Consider the following 14,776-nt stretch of genomic DNA (forward strand, 5'->3'; position numbering starts at 1 on the left):
GTACAGCCAGCGGCAGCGCGCGTACCACCACGGGAGTACTGGGCCTGCTTCCGCCTACTCTCCTCGCTCTCGACCACTGTACCTACTAGTATGTACAGTGGCTGCATGAGCACTTCGGACCGGTTGATCGAGTCCACTCGTGAGCTCCTGTGGGAGCGGGGGTATGTGGGCACGAGCCCCAAGGCGATCCAGCAGCGCGCCGACGCGGGGCAGGGCAGCATGTACCACCACTTCGGGGGGAAGCAGGACCTCGCGCTCACCGCGATCGAGCGGACGGCGCAGGAGATGCGGGCCACGGCCGCGAAGTCGTTCGGCGGCGCCGGCTCCGCGTACGCCCGTATCGAGGCGTATCTGCGGCGTGAGCGCGATGTGCTGCGCGGCTGCCCGATCGGCCGGCTCACGATGGACCCGGATGTGATCGCGAGCGACGCGCTGCGCGCTCCGGTCGACGAGACGATCGACTGGCTGCGGGAGCAGCTCGCCGGGATCGTCGAAGAGGGCAAGGAACAGGGCGAGTTCGCGCCTTCGCTGGATGCCGAGGAGATCGCGGCGACGATCGTCGCGACGGTCCAGGGCGGCTATGTGCTGGCCCGCGCGTCGGGCTCGCCCGCCGCTTTCGACGCCGGGGTGCGCGGACTGCTCTCGCTGCTCGTACCCGCCGCCCGAGCCGAGGAGTGACACGACCGTGTACGCGATGCAGTACGAGATCACGCTGCCCGCCGACTACGACATGGCCGTCATCCGCAAGCGGGTGGAGACCAGGGGGCATCTCCTGGACGACTTCCCCGGACTCGGACTCAAGGCCTATCTGATGCGGGAGCGCGGCGTCGCCGGGTCACCCGTGAACCAGTACGCGCCGTGCTATCTGTGGAACACCCTTCAGGGCATGAACTCGTTCCTGTGGGGGCCCGGTTTCCAGGGCATCGTGGACGACTTCGGCCGGCCCGAGGTGCAGCACTGGGCCGGACTCACGTACGACGAGGGGCCGGCCACGCACGCCACCCCGAGGAGCGCGGTACGCCGCCGGACACCCCTCACCGGGCAGGCGCCACTCGCCGAAGTGACGGACGCCGCCGTGCGCGACGCGGCCCGCGTCGCCAGGCAGGACGGGGCGGTGTGCGCGGCAGTCGCCGTCGACCCGCGCCGCTGGGAGCTTCTCACCCTCTCCCTCTGGGACCACGCGTCGCCGGACACGCCGGGCGACCTCTACGAGGTGCTGCACCTGAGCGCGACCGAGCGCGACCGTCTTCCCCGAGGGAGGCAGTGGTGACCGCGACCGTACGGACCGTGCTCGGGGACGTGGTGCCGGAGGAACTCGGTGTGTGCGACGCGCACGACCACCTCTTCTTCCGCAGCCCGCTGCTCCCCGGCCAGGAACTCGACGACGCGGCAGCCGCCGAGGCGGAACTGCGCGCCTACCGGGAGGCGGGCGGCGGCGCGGTCGTCCAGTGGACGCCGCACGGTCTGGGACGCCGGGCCGAACTGCTGCCCGAGCTGTCGACCACGACGGGTGTACGCATCGTGGCCGCGACGGGACTTCATCAAGCCGCCCACTACACACCGGAGTTGCTCGACCGGCTGCGTCCCGTCCTCGCCGACGTGTTCGTGCGGGAACTCACCGAGGGGATCGGTGACTGCGGTGTGCGTGCCGGGCTCATCAAGGTCGCGGGCGGCTTCCACGCCCTCGACGTGCACGCGGTGTGGACGATGCGGGCCGCGGCCGAGGCCCATCACGCGACGGGCGCGCCGATCGCCGTCCACCACGAGCTGGGTACGGGCGTACTGGACGTACTCGACCTGTTGTGCGGGGAGTTGGGGGTGGCGCCGGAGCGGGTCGTGCTCGGGCACCTCAACCGCTCCCCCGACTTCGCCGTACACCGCCAGGCCGCCGAGTCCGGCGCGTATCTCGCCTTCGACGGGCCGTCGCGCGCCCACCACGCGACGGACTGGCGGATGCCCGACGCGATGACGGCGCTCGCCGACGCGGGGTTCGGCGACCGGCTTCTGCTCGGCGGTGACACGACGACCGCCGGGGCGCGTTCGGTGAGCGGCGGGCCCGGGATGCCGTACCTCCTGCGCCGCGTCCGCCCACGGCTCGAACTGGCCCTGGGTGAGGAGTTGGTGGACCGGATCCTCGTCGACAACCCGGGCAGGGCGCTCGCGGTGGAGCGGCTGCCCGGGTGACGGACGGACTTCACTCCGCGCGCGCGGGTCCGGCGGAGGGTGACGGGACGTCCGGCGCGAGTCCGACGGGCGCCGGCGCCGTCGCCTTGACCGGGAACGTCAGCCTGTTGGACAGATACGCGAAGACCGGTCCGAGCGCGTTCATCGCGATGACGCTGGCCCATGCCGCCCAGGCGTTGCCCGAGTCGTAGCCGAAGCCGCCGAAGAACGTGGCGAAGTAGCCGGCGAAGCCGAAGAACATGCCGGGGATCAGCGACAGCGCCTTGATCCGACCCGAGTACATCAAGGCGCTGTTGACAACCAGGATGACCAGGGCCTGCATCGCGTTGCGGGCGAACTGGCCCTCGCCGAGGGCCGTGCCCGCGTGCTGTTCGATCAGCACGATGGCGAGGGCGAAGGTCGAGCCCGCGGGCATCGCGAGCCACAGCCTGCGGGCGTTGGCCCAGCTCGGTCCGCCGAGCAGGAACGTGCCCGCCCACGATATGAAGATCGCCCAGGGCGGCAGATGGAGAGCGTTGCCGCCGATGAACGCCGTCAGGCCGGCGAGGACGGAGGCGACGATTTCGTGCGGGAGGCGTTCGCGCATGGGGATTCCTCTGCTGGAGGTTGGTTGACGGTGCGCGGGGCCGTGCGGGTGCGGGTGCAGTAGTGGGTGCGGGTGCTGCCGCGGTTGCGGACGCGGGTGTACGTAGGGGCAAGTGGTGTCAGCGGGTGAGGAGTTCGCTGGTCCTGGTCGTGCGGGCCACCACCTTGCCCGCCTTGATGACATGGGCGCGTTCGGGCCGGTCCAGGACGATGTCGTCGTAGACCTGCGTGTCGAGGACCACCAGGTCGGCGCAGGCGCCGGGCCGTACGCCGTAGTCGTCGGCGATCCCGACGACGCGGGCCGCGTCGTGCGTGACCATGCGAAGGACCCGATGAAGGTCGTCGGGCCCGGACAGATGGCCGGTCTGCGCCAGCAGGAGCGCCGTGTCCAGGGGGTCCGCGCGCCCGAACGGGGTGAAGGCGTTGCGGATGTTGTTGGAGGAGCAGGCGGCGAGCACGCCGTGGTCCCACAGTTCTCGGACCGGGGCGATCCCCCGCCGGACCGACCGGGTGTCGCGTCGGCCACCGAGGTGCAGCTCGGTCGCCGGGAGCGGCACGACGGCGACGCCCGCGTCGGCGAGTGCCGCCATCGCCCGCGCCCGGTCCGTCGGCTCCCGGCCGCCGAGCGAGGTCATATGGCCGAGCGCCACCCGGCCGCCCAGGCCCCGGCGCATGGTCTCACCGGCGATGAACTCGGCGAGCGCGTACCGGGGGTCGGACGCGTCGTCGGCGAAGTCTGCGTGCAGATCGGCCGGAACTCCGTGCTGTGCGGCGAGGTCGAGTACGAGCTCGACGTGGCGGCGGCAGTCGTCCAGGGTGGCCTCGTTGTACGTGCAGCCGCCCACCACGTCGGCGCCCGCCGCCAGCGCCGCGATCAGCAGCTTCTCGGTGCCGGGTGAGCGCAGGACGCCCTCCTGGGGGAACGCCACGATCTGGAGGTCCACCACATCCGCGTATTCCTGGCGGAGTTGGAGCAGGACCTCGACGCCGAGCAGCCCCGCGATCGGGTCGACGTCCGGATGGGCGCGGATCACCGTCGTGCCGTTGAGGACCGCCGCCTCGAGGACGCGCCGCGCACGAGCCAGTACGTCCTCGTGCGTGAACGCGCTCTTCAGTTCGCCGGTCACCGCGATCGCTCCGGCGAGGGTTCCGTCGGGGTTGCTTCGTACGCCGTCCAGGAGGGCCTTGTCGAGATGCAGATGCGGTTCGACGAAGCCGGGCAGGACGACCCGGCCGGCGCAGTCGATCACCTCGTCGGCGTCCTGGCCCGAGGCGTCCCCGACCGCTCGCACCCGACCGCCGTCGATCACCACGTCGCAGGGCGACCGGGCGTCTTCGACACGTGCTTGACGCAGTACCAGTTGAGGCATGCGGGCTCCCGGTGGGTGGATGGGCGGGGCGGATGCGGGGGGGGATGACTGGCATACGCGGAAGGCGCGATCGGACTGGATGGAACTGGATCAGTCAGGGAAGTCCGCCTTGCGGATGAGGCAGTGCACTCCCTGGACCTGGTCGACGACCTGCGAGATCTCGAAGTCCGCCGCCGCGCTCAGGTAGGCGTACGCGGCCGGACCGTCCATGCCGAAGCGGTCCGTGAGGAAGCGGACGGCGGCGCGGACCGCTTCCCGCATCGCCTCGTCGAGGTCCTCGTGCAGCCCCACGGGGATCCAGTGCCGGTCGGTCTCGCCGAAGGGATGCGTGAGGGCCGCGGCGGCGGCGCGGGCCCGTGCGCCCTTGAGAAGGGTGAGCCGGAATGTGGCGCGTAGCGGCGCCTCCAGGGCGGTGAGGGCGACTTCGCCGTTGCCCTGGGCGTAGTGCGGATCTCCGGTGTAGAAGCCCGCGCCGGCCGTCTGTACGGGCAGATACAGCGCGGAGTGCGTCGCGAGGTCCTTGATGTCGAGGTTGCCACCGTGCCGTCCTGGCGGCACGGAGTGCTCCGGGCGTTCCGTGTCGGTGGCCACGCCCATGATGCCCATGAAGGGCCGCAGCGGGAACCGGGCCGCCGCCCGGCCGTTGCCGTAGCGGATCACTCCGACGTCCCGGCCGTCCGCACGCTCCACCGCGCAGAAGGTGAACTCCGGCCCTGTGCGGGCGAATTCATCAGGCAGGGCGCCACGGCCGTGCCGGCTGGAGATGACTCCGTAGTCGGCGCGCCGGTGCAGGGACAGCACTTCGGCCTTGAGGAGGTCGCCCGGCTCGGCGCCCCTGATGTGGACGGGCGCACTGACGACGTGAGGCCCGTCCCGGTCCGGGTCCCGTGGCGGCGGGGACTTCGCCAGCAGGCGGGCGTCGGAGAGCACTTCGGTCGCGGCGATGCCGTACCGCCCGAAGAAGGCCGCCGGATCGCGCCCCTGGTCCTCCAGGATGCCCTCGTGCGAGACGGTGTCGAAGGTGACGCTGTCGCCGGAGTCGATCGTGAGCGCCGGCGTGGTGGTGCGGCAGGGCAGCCGCCCCCAGCCGACGGTCTCCGGTGTGGCCCGCAGATAGTGCGTGCCGTCGATCGGGCCCTGTCCCGCTTCGAGTATCACTGCGGCCTCCCTGCCGTAACGGTGCCGTTGAGGGGTTCTTCGGTGGTCCGCGCCGGTTCGCTGTCGAGCCAGGTGCCGCCGCGCCCGTCGAGGGCGGCGCCGAGCTGTTGCGGTGACGTGGCCTGAGGGCCGTTGCCATGGGTGACGACGACCCGCCACCCCGTGTCGGCCGGCGCCACGACGGGGGACGCGAGCCGGCGCGCGGCCTCGACCTGTTCGGCGACGGTGGCGTGGGTGCCGCCGCGCAGCAGCGCGTTGCCGCCGCCGGCGACCACCGCTGTCCTCGGCACGGCTCGGGGAGTCATGCGGGTCACCGTAAGAGAGGCGGGCCGAGCCGGTCATGGGCACCGGACGCCAGGATGAGCGGCCCGCCGTTGACACCCGCTGACAAGGGGCGTCCCCAACCGTGGTGGGAAACATGGAAGTTACACGCGGGGTATTACAGGTTACTCGCGGCCGTCGCATAGTGACTGTGCATGACAGGCATCGGTACCGGTACCGCCCAGACCGTCCCCTACGGTCTCTCTCCCGGGCTGACCGTGAGAGAGGCGCTGGCCCTGCCCTGCCTCAGCGGCGCACGACTCGTCGCCGGGGCGAGCGGCCGCGACCGCCGTATCCGCGTCGTCAACATCATGGAAGTCCCCGACATCGTGCGCTGGATGCGCGGCGGTGAACTGCTGCTGACCACCGCCTACGCCGTCCGTGACGACGCGGAGGCGCTGAGCGCCCTGATCCCCGTACTCGCCGAGCGCGGCCTCGCAGCCCTGGCCGTGAAGGTGGGCCCTTATCTGCCCGCGTTGCCGCCGGTGATGCTCACGGTCGCGGACGAACTCGGCTTCCCTGTCGTCGAGTTGCCGGGCGCTGTCATGTTCAACGACATCCTGTCCGAGGTGCTGGGCACCGTACTGAACCGTCAGGCCCTGGAGTTGGAGCGTTCGCGCGCCATCCATGAACGGCTCACGGAGGTGGCCCTCGACGGAGGCTCCTACCAGGAGCTCATGAACGTACTGCTCGAACTGTCCGGCTGCGCGGCCGCCGTGCTCGACGAGCACGGGTGGATCCTGGCCTCCGCAGGCTCCCCGCCTCCCGATCGTCCGCCCGCCGCCGAGCGCGCCATCGAGACAGGCACGGGCGCGAGCGGCGCCGTGGCGCTGTGGCGGGACGACGCGGAGGTGGCGGACCACGGGGCCGGGGCGGCCATGCCTTCCCCTCATGAGCTCGACACTCATCAGCGGATGGCGCTGGAGCACGCCACGACCGTCGCCGCCACCATCGCCGCCCAGGAACGCGCCCTGGCCAGCCGCCAGCAGCGCTACCGCACGCTGCTCCTGATGGAGCTGGTCTCCCGGCCGCCGCGCGACCGCGCCGAGACCGCGCGCCGGGCCGCGGCCATGGGCTGGAACCTGCGGCTGCCCCGCGCGGTCGTCCTCGTCGAGGTTGCCTCCACCGGCACCGGCAGTCCCACCGACACCGAACTCGCTCTGGAGGAACGGCTGTTGCCGCTCGTACGGTCGGCGGCCGGGTCCGGCGCGATCATCTGGGGCAGCCAGAGCGGACTCGTCCTGCTGATGGAACCGGGGCCGTCACTCGCCGGCCGGTGTCAGGCCCTGCATGCGGCTGTCACCGCCGCGCACCCCGGCTGGGACGTGGCTGTCGCCTCCGGGACCGTCCGGGACGACTTCACCGACTATCACCACAGCTACGAGGAAGCGGTGCAGACCCTGACGCTCGGCCGCGAACTGCACGGCCCCGACTTCGTTCGCGGCTACGCGGACCTGGGGGTGTACCGGCTCCTCGGACAGCTTCCCGCGGCGGAGCTCACGGCCCTCGTCGACGACGCGCTCGGCCCGCTGCTCGCCCATGACGCCGAGCACAAGGGCAGCCTCGTCGAGACCCTCAGCGTCTATCTCCTCCAGGACCGCAACGGCGTGGCCACCGCCGCGCGGCTGCACATCCACTACAACACCCTGCGCTATCGACTGCGCCAGATCGACCGCCTCACCGGCGGTCTCGAACGCCGGCCGACGGCCCGGCTCCAGACCGAACTGGCCGTCCACGCCCACCGGTTGCTCTCCTCGCGCGACCGGCACTGAACAAGCCCTCCATGCGGCTGACGCCGACCCCCGCAAGGCGGGTCACTGTCACCCGTTGCCGGTAAATCCCCGGCCGGTTCTGGCACCTCGAGCCATGCTGCCAGGGGCGGGCCGCTGCCTAGAGTCGGAACCATGGTGCTACGAAACGCCGTGCACAAGGATCTCTACGCCGACTCCGTCGCCCTCATGAGGGTTGCCGCCCGCCTGGCCGAACCGCCGGGCGTCGAAACCATCAGCCTCGTGATGGGAACACCCGCCAACCGCGACGTCCTCGCGCGGTCGGGGCTGCTGACCACCCCGGGCCACGACGCCGGACCCAACGACCTGCTCGTCGCCGTCCGCGGCGAACCCGACGCGGTGGACACCGCCCTCGCCCTGGTGGTCGATGCCCTGTCCGGTCCCGGCGAGGGACCGGGCGCAGGACCGGAGGCCGGTGCGGACGCCGGGCCCCCGGTGCGCTCACTCGCCGGCGCACCCGCCGACGCGAGTCTCGCGCTGATCTCCACCCCCGGCCCGTACGCGGCCGCCGAAGCTCTCAAGGCACTGCGCCTGGGCATGCACGCCTTCGTCTTCAGCGATCACGTGCCGATCGAGCAGGAAGTGCTCCTGAAGCGGGAGGCCGCCCGCCGCGGGCTGCTCGTCATGGGGCCGGACTGCGGAACCGCAGTCATCGGCGGCATCCCCCTCGGCTTCGCCAACGAAGTGCGGGCGGGCTGCGTCGGCCTGGTCGGAGCCTCCGGTACGGGACTGCAGCAGGTGTCGAGCCTGCTGCAGTCCATGGGCGCCGGGGTCAGCCATGTGATCGGCACGGGCAGCCGGGACGTGAGCGCGGAAGTGGGCGGGCTGACGATGCGGGCGGGGCTCGACGCCCTGGCCGCGGACCCCGCGACGGACGTCATCGTCCTCGTATCCAAACCGCCTGCCTCACACGTGGCCGAGCAACTGCTGTGGCACGCGGACGCGTTGGGGAAACCGGTCGTGGCCTGCTTCCTCGGCACGGACGAGACCTCCCCCGCCCCGGCCCGCGTCACGCTCGCTCCCACCCTCTTCGAGGCGGCACGGTCCGCGGCCTCCCTTGCTGTCGGCGGGGCGCTCCCGCCCGCCGAAGAGCCGCCCAAGCTGCCCAAGCTGCCCGCCCCTGCTCCGCCTCGCCGCCTGCTGCGGGCCCTGTACGCGGGCGGCACGTTCGCCCACGAGGCGGCCTGGCTCCTCGGCCCGGTGCTCGGTGGCATCACCCGTACCGCTCCCCCGCCCGCGCCGGGCACAGCCCCGCGCCTGCCGGACCGGCATCTCGTACTCGACCTGGGCGACGACGAGTTCACCGCCGGGCGCCCCCACCCGATGATCGACCCCACGGTCCGCACCGAGTATCTGCGGGCAGCCCTCGCGGACCCGCGCAGCGCCGCGGTCGTCCTCGACGTGGTCATCGGACACGGCGCCGCGCCGGATCCGGCAGCGGCTCTCGCCGGAGCGCTGGCCGAGGCTCCTGCCGACGCACCACCGGTGATCGCGTTCGTCGTGGGCACCGATGACGACCCGCAGGGGCTCACCGCACAGCGGCGGATTCTGCGCGACGCGGGCGCGTATGTCGTCGACAGCAGTACGACCGCTGCGCGGCTGTGCGCCGAACTACTGTCCAGCAGCGACGACTTGGCACTCACTCCAGCCGCGTCTGCCCCCGCCCCTGGCTCCCGGATCGGAGAGACCGCATGACCGCACGGGCCACCCCCGCACAGGCCACCCCCGCACAAGCCGTGCCCGCGCAGGGCCTCCTGACCGGCGTCCCGCACGTCGTGAACGTCGGTGTCGACGCGTTCGCCGGGCCGCCGCGGTCCGCGGGCGCGACGGTGACCGCGGTCGACTGGCGCCCCCCGGCCTACGGTGATCCGGAACTCGGCGCCGGGGTCGCCCGCCTGGTCGCGCACCCGGCCGTCGAGGCCGCCAACTCCGAAGCACTCGAACGGATCCTGGGCGTCGTGCCGATGTGGACCGACGTCCGCCCGGCCGGAGAGCTGATCCCTGAACTGGCCCAGGAGAGAGTCCTGTTGCACGCCGGGCCGCCGATCGAGTGGGAGCGTATGTGCGGCCCGATGCGGGCCGCCGTCGTCGGCGCCGCGCTCCTGGAGGGCTGGGCGGCGACGCCGCCGGAAGCGGAAGCGCTCGCCGACGCGGGCGCCATCCGCTTCGCCCCCTGTCATCACCACGACGCGGTCGGCCCGATGGCGGGCGTCATCTCCGCGTCCATGCCCCTGCTCGTCGTGGAGGACGAGGCCACGGGGCTTCGGGCGTACTCCAACCTCAATGAGGGACAGGGCCGTTGTCTGCGCTACGGCGCACTCGGCGACGACGTCATGGAGCGGCTGCGCTGGATGGGAGAGCGTCTCGGCCCCGCGCTGCGCGCTGCGACCGGCTCGCTCGCCGAGCCGGTGAACCTGCGGTCGGTCACCGCGCAGGCCCTTCAGATGGGCGACGAGTGCCACAGCCGCAACACCGCGGCGAGCGCCCTGCTCACCCGCGAACTCTCCGCCGCGCTCGCCCGGCATGCGGACCTGGGCGGGATCGAGGCGCTGGACTTCCTGCGCGACAACAACTACTGGTTCCTCAACTTCTCCATGGCTGCAAGCAAGCTGGCGCTCATGGCCGGGCACGGCGTGCCGCACTCCACGGTCGTCACAGCCTTCGCACGTAACGGTGTCGACGTCGGCATCCGCGTCAGCGGCCTCGGCGACACCTGGTTCACCGCACCCGCCGCCCCCGTGGACGGCCTCTACTTCGCCGGTTACGGACCCGCCGACGCCAATCCCGACATCGGAGACAGCGCCATCACCGAGATGCACGGCCTGGGCGGGTTCGCGCTGGCCGCCGCCCCGGCGATCGTCGGCTTCGTGGGCGGCACGCCCGAAGGGGCCCGCCGCATCAGCCAGGAGATGGGGACACTCACCGTCGGCCGGCATCGCGACTACCGGCTCCCCGGCCTCGACTTCGTCGGCAGCCCTGTTGGCGTCGACATCCGCAAGGTCGTCGACACGGGCCTCGAACCGGTGATCACCACGGGCATCGCCCACCGCGAACCGGGCATCGGCCAGATCGGTGCCGGTCTCACCCACGCCCCGATGCGCTGCTTCACGGACGCGCTGAGCGCCTTCGAGGTGCCCCCGGAGCCCGGGGAGTGACGGGCACGGCGGCCGGCGGGGGTTCTGTACGGGCTGGGGTGCCCCGCCCTGAGCACGTGCACCTCGGCGCCCTCAGTCATGTACACCCCGGCGCCATCAGTCACATGCGCCTCGGCACCATCAGCACGGCCGTCGCCCCGCTGCTGCACGGCCCGTTCCGGCCGGTCCGCGTCGTCGCCGCCACCCGCTACGCGCTCCATCTCGCCACCGGCGAACGGGAGATGCCCGCGCTCGCCGTGGTGACCCGCGACGCGATCCGACTGCCGAACGCGCTCGTCCTGCCGTTCACCTCGGCGGACCGGCCGTTGGACCTGAACACACCATGGGCCGGCTTCGGGGCAGGCCGCGTCGTTATCGGGCCCGTTCACTTCGAGCCGGAGGCGTCCTGGTCACCGCCCTGTGTCCAGGGCGCCTCCTCCCCACCGGACCCAGCGCGCATCGGACAGGTGACGGTGCTGCTCGACGCCCTGGCCCAACCCCTGCCGCCCCCGCTGGCGCCCCGCCTGACGGACCTGCGACACGCCCTGCGCGCCAATAGGCCGAGCGAAGTCCGGCGGGCCGCCCGCGCACTGGTCGGCCTCGGCCCCGGACTCACCCCGTCCGGTGACGACATTCTGTGCGGCGCACTCCTGGCGAGCCGGGCGTGGGGAGGCCCTCTCGCGCCTCTCTCGGACGCGGTCGCGGACGCGTCCCGCCGCACCCCGCTGCTCTCGGCAGCGCTCCTGCGGCACGCGAAGCGCGGCGAATGCGTACCGCAGGCCCACGCGTTCCTGCGGGCGCTGAGCGGGGAGGGCCTTCCCCTGGAACTGGAATCCGCCGTACGCGAACTGCTCGCCGTCGGGCACCACTCGGGAGGCGACCTGGCGCGCGGGGTGCTCGCGGTGGGCCTGAGCAGAGCGTGCGCGGCGGCCGGCGACCGATGACCGTAACGATTACCCGGTAGAAACCGACGTAGCGCTGTGCGCTGTCCACGACGACGGGGCGCGCGAAGCAGGCGAAGCGGTTGCGCTGCTGCTGTTCGGCCCAGGCCATGCGGCCGGATCGACGCGCTCGCGGCGGGCCGACTTCCGGATGCGCTGGATGGCCACCAACCTCCACCGGGCCGATTCACCAGTCATGGCGGTGATTGTGCACGGTCAAGCCCCTGCCGGACCGGTCGGGGTGCGACGGAGTCCCGCGCGTCAGGCCAGGCCCAGTGCCGAGAGCGGGTCGTCGAGGACCGGCTGCCACGCCAACTCGGCGGCTCCCACGAGGCTGTTGTGGTCGAGCGTGCACGCCAGGATGGGCACGCCGCCGCTGCGGCCCCACAGGCTGCGGTCCGCGACGACGGCCCGCAGGCGGTTCGGGTCCGCGTCGAGGAGCGCCCGGTGCAGGCCGCCCAGGATGATGCGGTCGGGGTTGAGGATGTTCACCAGGCCCGCGAGGCCGAGTCCGAGACGGTCGATCAGGGCCTCGGTGGCCATCCGCACCTTCGGGTCGTCGAGGCTGCCGGCGATCAGGTCGCGGGCCTGCTGGAGCAGGGAGCCGTCGGGGCCCGGTTCGCGGCCCGCCGCGTCGAGCAGGGCCAGCGGGTCGGTCTCCACGTCGAGGCAGCCGCGGCTGCCGCAGTAGCAGGGCCGGCCCTCGGGGTTCACGGTGAGGTGCCCGACCTCCAGGGCGAGACCCGAACTGCCGGTGTGCAGACGGCCGTCGAGAACGAGCGCGCCGCCGACGCCGCGGTGGCCGGTGGCGACGCACAGCAGGTCGCGCGCGCCACGGCCCGCGCCGTGCCGGTGCTCGGCGAGGGCGGCGAGGTTGACGTCGTTCGCGGCGAACGCCGGGCGCCCGATGCCCGCCTCCCGTACGCGCTCGGCGAAGATCTCGCGGACGGGCGAGCCCGCGGGCCAGGCGAGGTGCAGCGGGTTGAGGGCGGTGCCGTCGGGCTCGGCCACCGCGGACGGGACGGCGAGGCCCGCGCCGACGCAGTGGCGCCCGGTCTCGCGCAGCAGTTGGGCGCCGGCCTCCACGACCGAGCCGAGCACCTGCGCCGGGTCCGGTTCGATGATCTCGCAGCCGGGCGTGGTCGCGACGATCCGGCCGCCGAGGCCCACCAGGGCGGCGCGGTAGCCGTCGGCGTGCACCTGCGCGGCGAGGGCGACGGGTCCGTCCTCGGCTACGGACAGCCGGTGCGAGGGGCGCCCCTGCGAGCCTGCGGCGGCGCTCGGCTTGGCGTCGATCCTGATCAGCCCGAGCGCTTCGAGCTCGGCGGCGACCGCGCCTGCCGTGGCCCGGGTCACGCCCAGTTCGGCGGTGAGGACGGCGCGGGTCGGCGCGCGGCCGGTGTGCACGAGTTCGAGCGCGGGCCCGAGCGCACCACGGCCCCGCTCGAGACGTGGCGAACGCGCGGAACCCTCCGCCTCGCCCGCCGTCTGCCCCCCGGCCCCGGAGGCCGCCTTGCCACGCATCAGCAACTCCTCGCCCTGATCACCGTGTCGCATCGTAACCGGTGAACGTCGCAGCCCCTGCGGGTGAACTCACCCCTATGGGGAGGGTGGGGAAGGCGCGGAGGGCGGTCCAGTGAGTCCGGTGACGCGCATCGTGAGATTCAGGCGGCCCTGGGAGAGCCCGGTGGCGGGGTCGCCGGTGCCGGGGTACACCTTCGGCACCCCGTGGAAGGCGAGCCGCGACGGCCCTCCGAAGACCAGCAGGTCCCCGGAGACCAGCTCCACGTCCTCGTACGGTGTGCCGCGGTTCTCGGTGTTCCCCAGCCGGAAGACGCAGGTGTCGCCGATGCTGAGCGAGACGACGGGTTCCCGTGCGCGCTCGTCCTTGTCCTGGTGCATGCCCATGGCGGCGGCGCCGTCGTAGAAGTTGATCAGTGCCGTGTCGGGGTCGTAGCGGTCGCCGGCGGCGTCGTCCTCGTAGGCGTCGACGAGCGCGCGTCTGCCCAACTCCCTCAGCCAGTCCGGGAAGGGGGCCACCTGCTTGCCGTTCACATCGGCTGCCGTACGCGTGTAGCGGTAGGGCTGCCAGTGCCATCCGACGCACACGGTCTGGACGGACATCACGCCGCCGCCCGGCAGTCGTGTGTGGCGCATCGGCACGGGCCCGGCGGCCCAGCCGCGGCAGGCTTCGACGAGCGTGCGCTGGGCCCCGGCGTCGAGCCAGCCGGGCACGTGCACGGCGCCGGGCGTGATCTCCCGGCGCTCCCGGTGCACCGGGAAGAGCGGGGGTGCGTGCGGTTCGTGCCGGCCGGCCATGGACCCATTGTCCCCGGTACGAGGTGCCTTCCGCGTACCGGGGCGGGAGCGGTGGACGGGTCAGCGGCGCATCACCTCGACCAGCTCCGTCACGGTGCGGGCCATCGCCTCGCGGCCCACGCTCAGGTACTTGCGGGAGTCGACGGCGTCGGGATGTGCGGCAAGGAACTCCCGGATGGCCGCTGTCATCGCTATGTTCAGGGCCGTGCCGACGTTCACCTTGGCGATGCCGCCCCGGACGGCCCGCGAGAGTTCGTCGTCACCGACACCGGAGGAGCCGTGCAGGACCAGCGGTACGTCGAGGCCCTCCGAGAGCTGCTTGAGGAGGTCGTGGTCGAGCGTCGCGGTGCGGGTGGTCATGGCGTGCGAGGAGCCGATCGCGACGGCGAGGGCGTCGACGCCCGAGTCCGTCACGTAGGCGCGGGCCTCCCCCGGGTCGGTACGGGCACCCGGCGCGTGCGCGTCGAGCGGCGCCGAGGCTGGTTTCCCCCGCTCGCCCGGCCCGGCCTTGCCGCCGACCTCGCCCAGCTCCGCCTCGACCCACAGCCCGTTGGCATGGCCCCAGTCGGCGGCCGCGCGGGTGGCCGCGAGGTTCTCGTCGTAGGGGAGCCGGGCCGCGTCGTACATGACCGAGCTGAACCCGGCGTCCGCGGCCTGGCGGAGCAGCTCGTCGCTCTGGACGTGGTCGAGGTGGAGCGCCACGGGCACCGAGGACGCCTCGGCGGTGGCGGCCGCGGCCCTCGCGAGGGGCAGCAGGCGCCCATAGCGGTAACGCACGGCGTTCTCGCTGACCTGGAGGATCACCGGCGCGTTCGCCGCCTCGGCGCCCGTCACGACGGCCTCGATGTGCTCCAGGGTGATGACGTTGAAGGCGGCCACCGCGGTACGCGCCGCGGTGGCCTCGGCGACGAGCGCGCCGGTTGCTGCGAGGGGCACAGCCCCTCCTTTCGGAAGGCTCGGAAGCTCGGTCGACG

Annotated in this window: 14 protein-coding genes; 7 read left to right on the plus strand and 7 right to left on the minus strand. The window is 72.6% G+C overall.

The genetic code is table 11. From position 1 onward, the window contains the following. Positions 1-105 precede the first annotated feature (105 nt). From ACY0PA_RS07015 to ACY0PA_RS07025, 3 genes are read left to right on the plus strand one after another with little or no spacing between them, the layout of a single operon-like run. A complete protein-coding gene (locus ACY0PA_RS07015; protein WP_473083842.1) occupies positions 106-678 on the plus strand; it encodes a TetR/AcrR family transcriptional regulator in 573 nt (190 codons plus the stop codon). A 7-nt stretch (positions 679-685) separates the two neighbouring features. Further along, positions 686-1,270, plus strand: coding sequence for a DUF4865 family protein (locus ACY0PA_RS07020; protein WP_473083843.1), 585 nt, complete (start codon positions 686-688; stop codon positions 1,268-1,270). After that, on the plus strand, positions 1,267-2,184 hold the full coding sequence (locus ACY0PA_RS07025; RefSeq protein ID WP_473083844.1) for a phosphotriesterase family protein: 918 nt from the start codon (positions 1,267-1,269) through the stop codon (positions 2,182-2,184). The genes ACY0PA_RS07020 and ACY0PA_RS07025 overlap by 4 nt, the downstream gene beginning before the upstream one ends. A gap of 10 nt (positions 2,185-2,194) precedes the next feature. On the opposite strand, the gene ACY0PA_RS07030 is transcribed toward ACY0PA_RS07025, so the two are convergent. The 4 genes from ACY0PA_RS07030 to ACY0PA_RS07045 form a co-directional block, all read right to left on the minus strand. Beyond that, the gene (locus tag ACY0PA_RS07030; RefSeq protein ID WP_473083845.1) at positions 2,195-2,770 is read right to left on the minus strand and encodes a DUF1097 domain-containing protein; all 576 of its coding nucleotides are present in this window, start codon (positions 2,768-2,770) and stop codon (positions 2,195-2,197) included. A 118-nt stretch (positions 2,771-2,888) separates the two neighbouring features. Beyond that, positions 2,889-4,139, minus strand: a complete 1,251-nt coding sequence (locus ACY0PA_RS07035; protein WP_473083846.1) for an amidohydrolase family protein — start codon at positions 4,137-4,139, stop codon at positions 2,889-2,891. A gap of 90 nt (positions 4,140-4,229) precedes the next feature. Then, entirely contained in the window at positions 4,230-5,297 is a 1,068-nt protein-coding gene (locus ACY0PA_RS07040; protein WP_473083847.1) for an acetamidase/formamidase family protein, read from the minus strand. Continuing rightward, positions 5,294-5,602, minus strand: coding sequence for a hypothetical protein (locus ACY0PA_RS07045; protein ID WP_473083848.1), 309 nt, complete (start codon positions 5,600-5,602; stop codon positions 5,294-5,296). The genes ACY0PA_RS07040 and ACY0PA_RS07045 overlap by 4 nt, the downstream gene beginning before the upstream one ends. Positions 5,603-5,773: 171 nt before the next feature. On the opposite strand from ACY0PA_RS07045, the gene ACY0PA_RS07050 reads away from it, so the two are divergent. The 4 genes from ACY0PA_RS07050 to ACY0PA_RS07065 all read left to right on the plus strand — a co-directional run bounded on the left by ACY0PA_RS07050 (position 5,774) and on the right by ACY0PA_RS07065 (position 11,486). Then, positions 5,774-7,390 carry a PucR family transcriptional regulator gene (locus tag ACY0PA_RS07050; RefSeq protein WP_473083849.1) on the plus strand — a complete coding sequence of 539 codons (1,617 nt, stop codon included), beginning with the start codon at positions 5,774-5,776 and terminating at the stop codon, positions 7,388-7,390. A 132-nt stretch (positions 7,391-7,522) separates the two neighbouring features. After that, positions 7,523-9,103: an acyl-CoA synthetase FdrA gene (gene fdrA, locus ACY0PA_RS07055; protein WP_473083850.1), complete on the plus strand. Its 1,581-nt coding sequence runs from the start codon at positions 7,523-7,525 to the stop codon at positions 9,101-9,103. Next, positions 9,100-10,563 (plus strand): YlbE family protein, encoded by a 1,464-nt coding sequence (locus ACY0PA_RS07060; RefSeq protein WP_473083851.1) that lies wholly within the window; start codon positions 9,100-9,102, stop codon positions 10,561-10,563. The genes fdrA and ACY0PA_RS07060 overlap by 4 nt, the downstream gene beginning before the upstream one ends. A gap of 104 nt (positions 10,564-10,667) precedes the next feature. Beyond that, positions 10,668-11,486, plus strand: a complete 819-nt coding sequence (locus tag ACY0PA_RS07065) for an oxamate carbamoyltransferase subunit AllH family protein (protein ID WP_473083852.1) — start codon at positions 10,668-10,670, stop codon at positions 11,484-11,486. A gap of 258 nt (positions 11,487-11,744) precedes the next feature. Here ACY0PA_RS07065 and ACY0PA_RS07070 read toward each other — a convergent pair whose 3' ends face one another. The 3 genes from ACY0PA_RS07070 to ACY0PA_RS07080 form a co-directional block, all read right to left on the minus strand. Then, positions 11,745-13,007 (minus strand): ROK family protein, encoded by a 1,263-nt coding sequence (locus ACY0PA_RS07070; RefSeq protein ID WP_473083853.1) that lies wholly within the window; start codon positions 13,005-13,007, stop codon positions 11,745-11,747. Positions 13,008-13,082: 75 nt separating this feature from the next. Further along, positions 13,083-13,802 carry an alpha-ketoglutarate-dependent dioxygenase AlkB family protein gene (locus ACY0PA_RS07075; protein ID WP_473083854.1) on the minus strand — a complete coding sequence of 240 codons (720 nt, stop codon included), beginning with the start codon at positions 13,800-13,802 and terminating at the stop codon, positions 13,083-13,085. Positions 13,803-13,862: 60 nt separating this feature from the next. Next, entirely contained in the window at positions 13,863-14,738 is an 876-nt protein-coding gene (locus ACY0PA_RS07080; protein ID WP_473083855.1) for a class II fructose-bisphosphate aldolase, read from the minus strand. Positions 14,739-14,776: the final 38 nt, after the last annotated feature.

This window comes from Streptomyces sp. DS1-CR2 (genome assembly GCF_055760475.1).